The following is a 5576-nucleotide window of genomic DNA, read 5'->3' as shown; positions in this document are numbered from 1 at the left end:
AGTGAAAACGGGTCCAGCGACCACGCTGAACGCAGCAGCCCGGTCGGCGCGGGAACATTCGGGAACGCGGGTTTCAATGCGGCGGTGGCGCTTGCGGTCACCTCGGCCTCGGTCATGGCTTCGACTGTGCGGGCGAACTTCCCGGCGTTGAACATCATCAGCGCCGGTACGTCGACCAGGCCCAGAAGATTCACGGACTCCACCCACTGACCGCGCCGCGATGCGTCGGGGATGATGTCGATCAATTCAGCCTCAGAAGGCCAGAACGCAGACTCGAAGCGCAGGCAGGTCTTGGAGAGCACGCCCATCCCGAGCCGGTCGATGGCCGTCGACTTCGAATCCGGCAGCGGCGGCAGGAACTGGATCGAACCGGCCTTGAGAACGCCGAGTGGAACCGTGACGATCACCGCGTTGGCGAAGAACTTGCCCAGCGAGGTGGTGACTACCGCACGATCGCCGGAGGTGTCGATACTGGCGACGACATGGCTGAAACGAACGTCTACCGCTTTCGCCAACGCCTGCAGGATCTTGTCGTATCCGCCGGGCAGGAGTACGTCGCCTCCGCTCTCCTGCCCGCCGTCGTCGAAGTGGTTGGCGGAGAGATCGACTGCGTCACCGGCGTATTCGTGCTCGATGGATTCGGAGATACCCCACTCGATATCCAGCCGCTCGGCCGCGTCGAGATCGGCGTCGGCGATGGCCCGGTCGAGTGCGGTGCGCAGGGGTTCGTCGGGAACGGGGGAGTCCTCGCGGCCGGCCTCGACCAGTTCGGCCACCTGCGACTCGAGATCATCGAACGTGCCGGCCGCACGGCGCCGTCCGTCGGGGCCGTAGACGATGGATTCGTAGTCGAAGGGCTGTGTCTTGATGCCCTCGGCCGCGGCCAGAGCGGCGATCGGATTGTTGTCCACCCCGTGAATCCAGGATGCGCCGAGTTCCACCGGAACGCCCCAGGACCGGTCCGTGTGGATGCGACCGCCCAGGCGATCCCGCGCCTCGAGCACAATGACGCGGCGGCCGTTGGCGACGAGCACCTCGGCGGCCCGCAATCCCGCGATTCCGGCGCCGATGACGAGCACGTCGGCGTTGCGTTCGGTCGAGGCAGGACCGGACGCGGAGGTCGGGGTCGGGGTTGACTCCCGCTCTGGCTCGGTGGTGTCGCAGCCGCTGACCAGGGTTGCAGGCACCGCAAGGGCGGCCAGCCGGACGAAGTCGCGACGCGGGATCGGGATCACGCCAGCGACGTTATCGCTCCATGGTTGGGGTCGAGGCGGTTAGATAGGTCCCATGCGAATCGGAGTTCTCACCGGCGGTGGCGACTGCCCCGGCCTCAACGCCGTCATCCGCGCGGTCGTGCGGACCTGCGATGCCCGCTACGGCTCATCGGTGGTCGGTTTCCAGGACGGCTGGCGTGGCCTGCTCGAGAACCGCCGTGTGCAGCTGTTCAACGACGATCGCAATGAGCGGCTGCTGGCCAAGGGCGGCACCATGCTCGGTACCGCGCGCACCAACCCGGAGAAGCTGCGCGCCGGTATCGACGACATCAAGGCGACCCTGGAAGACAACGGGATCGACGTGCTCATCCCGATCGGCGGCGAGGGAACGCTGACGGCCGCGCACTGGCTGACCGAGGAGGGGGTGCCCGTCGTCGGCGTGCCCAAGACCATCGACAACGATATCGACTGCACCGACGTCACATTCGGTCACGACACCGCACTGCAGATCGCCACCGAGGCGATCGATCGGCTGCACAGCACCGCGGAGTCCCACCAGCGGGTGATGCTGGTCGAGGTGATGGGACGACATGCCGGCTGGATCGCGCTCAACGCCGGGCTGGCCTCCGGCGCGCATATGACGCTGATCCCCGAGCAGCCCTATGACGTCGAGGAAGTCTGCCGGTTGGTCAAGCAGCGCTTCCAGCGTGGGGCCTCGCACTTCATCTGCGTGGTCGCCGAGGGCGCCAAGCCGGCCGAGGGCACCATGCAGCTGCGCTCCGGCGGTATCGACGAGTTCGGCCACGAACGGTTCACCGGGGTGGCTCAGCAGCTCGGCTGGGAGGTGGAGAAGCGCATCCGCAAGGAGGTGCGGGTCACCGTGCTGGGCCACATCCAGCGCGGCGGCACCCCGACCGCCTATGACCGGGTGCTGGCCACCCGGTTCGGTGTCAACGCCGCCGACGCCGCACACGCCGGTGAGTACGGGATGATGGTCTCGCTGCGCGGTGAGCACATCGGCCGGGTTCCGCTGGCCGATGCGGTGAGCCAACTCAAGCTGGTGCCGCAGAGCCGCTATGACGATGCAGCCGCCTTCTTCGGCTGAGCGACCCTACGGACTGACCGGCACCGGCTCGGCATCCAGCGACACCTCGCGGGTCTCACGCATGATCAGCAGCGCGATGAACGTCAGCGTCGCGGCGCACAGCAGGTACACACCGACCCAGCCGACCCCGTAGGTGCTCGACAGCCAGGTCGCGATGAACGGCGCGACCGCCGCGCCCAGGATGCTCGCCGAGTTGTACGAGATCCCTGACCCGGTGTAGCGGACGTTGGTTGGGAACAGTTCGGGCAGAACGGCACTCATCGGCCCGAAGGTGAAGCCCATCAGCGTCATGCCGATGATGAGGAACGCCAGCACCGAGCCGTGCGAGGCCCGCCCCGGTGTCAGCAGCACCGCGAAGAGGCCGCCGTAGGCCATGATCGCCGCCGTCACCATGAGCAGTGTGCGCCGGCGGCCCCAGCGGTCGGCCAACTGTCCGGCGATCGGGATGGTCGCGGCGAAGAACAGCACCGCGATCATCTGCATCTTCAGGAAGTCGATGTAGTTGAAGCCCAGACCCGTACCGTTCGGCGGCGTCTTGCCGGTGCCGTAGCTCAGCGCCCAGGTGGTGACGATATAGAAGATCGTGTAGGTGGACAGCATGACGAAGGTTCCCAGGATCAGCTGACGCCAGTTTGTCCGGAACACCTCGGCCACAGGGGTTTTCACCTTCTCGCCGCGTTCGACGGCGCGGGCGAACACCGGGGTTTCGGTGAGCTTGAGCCGCACGTAGAGACCGATCGCCACCATCACGGCACTGAGCAGGAACGGAATCCGCCAGCCCCACGTCAGGAACGGACCGTCCAGATTCGGCTTGGCATTGGAGTGTCCCAGCCAGATCAGCAGGCTCAGGAACACGCCGTTGGCCAACAGGAAGCCGAACGGCGCACCCAGTTGCGGCCACATCGCCGCCTACGCCCGCCGCCCGGGTTTGGCGGTCTCCACCGCCAGCAGTGCCGCGCCACTCCACTCGCCGCCCAACGCCAGGCCCTGACAGAACCGCATCAGGGCCAGCAGTGCCGGGGCCAGCAGGCCCACCTGGTGGTAGGTCGGCAGCACACCGATGAGGAAGGTGGCCACACCCATCAGCAGCAGCGAGCCCACCAGGGTGGCCTTGCGGCCGACCCGGTCACCGAAGTGGCCGAACAGGATCGAGCCGACGGGACGGGCCACGAAGGCCAGGCCGAAGGTGGCCAGTGAGGCCAGCAGTGCCGTGGTGGGGTTGCCCTTGGGGAAGAACAGGAACGGAAACACCGACACCGCGGCGGTGGCGTAGGCGTAGAAGTCGTAGAACTCGACGGTGGTGCCGACCATGGATGCCAGCACGATGCGGCTGCGTGGCACTCCGGCGACGATATCGCCCTGCTCGTCCTTCATGGGGTCGGTCCTTTCCGGTCGGGGAACCCTATCCCAGCGGACTAGCATCGCGGGATGCGTTACGTGTCGGTCCTCCTGCTCATGGTGGCGGTGCTGATGGTCCCGATACCGCAGGCACACGCCGACGACTGCCCCGATGTGGAGTTGGTCTTCGCCCGCGGCACCGGTGAGCCCCCCGGCCCGGGACGGGTGGGTCAGGCGCTGGCCGATGCGCTGGCGCCGCTGCTCGGCGGCCGCAGCCTGGCCACCTACGGGGTCAACTACCCGGCCGGTATCAACTTCCTCAACACCTCCAATGGCGCCGATGACGCCAGAGGCCATATCGCGTGGATGGCGGGCAACTGTCCGAACACCCGGGTGGTCCTCGGCGGCTTCTCCCAGGGCGCCTCGGTGGTCTCCATGCTCGCCGGCGTGCCGCCCGTCGGGCAGCGGATCGGCTCCATCGGATCGGCCCCGCCGCTGCCGCCGGATCTCGCCGGCCGGATCGCCGCTGTCGCAGTCTTCGGAAACCCGGGCAACCGCTTCGGGACACCGCTGTCGTCGACGGGGATGTTCGCCGGTCGGGCCATCGACCTGTGCGCGGGCGGCGACCCGATCTGTGTGAACGGCGGACGGAACCGGACGGCCCACAACATCTACGAGTTCCCGCCCTTCAACGAGCAGGCCGCGGGTTTCGTCGCGAACTTCGTCTGAGGACGCTGCCGGTCTGACGACGCTCGGCGCGAGCGGCGGTACCTGGCCCCACTAGGATTTGCGCCATGACGACCGACCTCATCGACTACGACGATGTCGTGGCACGATTCGATCCGGTGCTCGGCCTGGAGGTTCACGTCGAACTGTCGACGGCCACCAAGATGTTCTGCGGCTGCGCCACCACATTCGGGGCCGAGCCCAACACCCAGGTGTGCCCGGTCTGCCTCGGTATGCCCGGTGCGCTGCCGACGCTGAACGCGGCCGCGGTGGAGTCGGCCATCCGGATCGGCCTGGCGCTCAACTGCGAGATCGCCTCCTGGTGCCGGTTCGCCCGGAAGAACTACTTCTATCCCGATCAGCCGAAGAACTACCAGATCTCCCAGTACGACGAGCCGATCGCGTTCAACGGCTACCTCGATGTGCCGCTGGATGACGGGACCACCTTCCGGGTCCAGATCGAGCGCGCGCATATGGAGGAGGACACCGGCAAGCTGACCCACCTCGGCTCCGACACCGGCCGCATCCACGGCGCGACCACCTCGCATCTGGACGTCAACCGGGCAGGGGTGCCGCTGATCGAGATCGTCACCAAACCCGTCGAGGGGACCGGCGAGCGCGCTCCCGAGGTGGCGCGCGCCTATGTGACCGCGCTGCGGGATCTGTTGCGCGGCTTGGATGTTTCCGATGTGCGGATGGATCAGGGTTCGCTGCGCTGCGACGCCAACATCTCGCTGCGACCGATGGGTCAAAAAGAGTTCGGCACCCGCACCGAGACCAAGAACGTCAACTCGCTCAAAAGCGTCGAGGTGGCGGTGCGCTACGAGATGCGCCGTCAGGCGGCGGTGCTCGACGCCGGCGGGAAGGTCCATCAGGAGACCCGGCACTTCCACGAGGACGGCTACACCTCGCCGGGCCGCGACAAGGAGACCGCTGAGGACTACCGCTACTTCCCGGAGCCGGATCTGGAACCCGTCGCGCCCAGCCGCGAGCTGGTCGAGCGGCTGCGCGAGACGATCCCGGAGTTGCCATGGCTGTCCCGCAGACGCATCCAGCAGGATTGGGGCGTCTCCGACGAGGTGATGCGGGACCTGGTGAACGCGGGCGCCGTCGAACTGGTCGCCGCCACCGTCGAAGCCGGCGCCGGCAGTGAGGCAGCGCGGGCCTGGTGGGGGAACTTCCTGGTGCAGAAG

Annotated in this window: 4 protein-coding genes and 1 pseudogene; 3 read left to right on the top strand and 2 right to left on the bottom strand. The window is 67.3% G+C overall.

Going from position 1 to position 5576, the window contains the following annotated elements; all coding sequences use genetic code 11:
• Positions 1-1235 (bottom strand): flavin monoamine oxidase family protein (locus tag ACR2JI_RS09830; protein ID WP_526389891.1); only part of this gene is annotated, 1235 nt, incomplete at its 3' end.
• A gap of 52 nt (positions 1236-1287) precedes the next feature.
• Between ACR2JI_RS09830 and ACR2JI_RS09825 the strand changes: the two genes are divergently transcribed.
• Positions 1288-2319, top strand: coding sequence for a 6-phosphofructokinase (locus tag ACR2JI_RS09825; protein WP_526389890.1), 1032 nt, complete (start codon positions 1288-1290; stop codon positions 2317-2319).
• Between the two features lie 6 nt (positions 2320-2325).
• Here the strand turns inward: ACR2JI_RS09825 and ACR2JI_RS09820 are convergent.
• Positions 2326-3693: pseudogene (locus tag ACR2JI_RS09820) on the bottom strand (MFS transporter).
• 81 nt (positions 3694-3774) lie between these two features.
• On the opposite strand from ACR2JI_RS09820, the gene ACR2JI_RS09815 reads away from it, so the two are divergent.
• Positions 3775-4386: a cutinase family protein gene (locus ACR2JI_RS09815; RefSeq protein WP_526389892.1), complete on the top strand. Its 612-nt coding sequence runs from the start codon at positions 3775-3777 to the stop codon at positions 4384-4386.
• A 65-nt stretch (positions 4387-4451) separates the two neighbouring features.
• Positions 4452-5576, top strand: a 1125-nt coding sequence (gatB, locus tag ACR2JI_RS09810) for an Asp-tRNA(Asn)/Glu-tRNA(Gln) amidotransferase subunit GatB (RefSeq protein ID WP_526389889.1), incomplete at its 3' end; no start/stop codon positions are given.

It is taken from the genome of Mycobacterium sp. (assembly GCF_051006775.1).
Lineage (GTDB): Bacteria > Actinomycetota > Actinomycetes > Mycobacteriales > Mycobacteriaceae > Mycobacterium.
The sequence above is the reverse complement of the archived record's forward strand: the minus strand, read 5'-3'. Positions and strand labels throughout refer to the sequence as shown.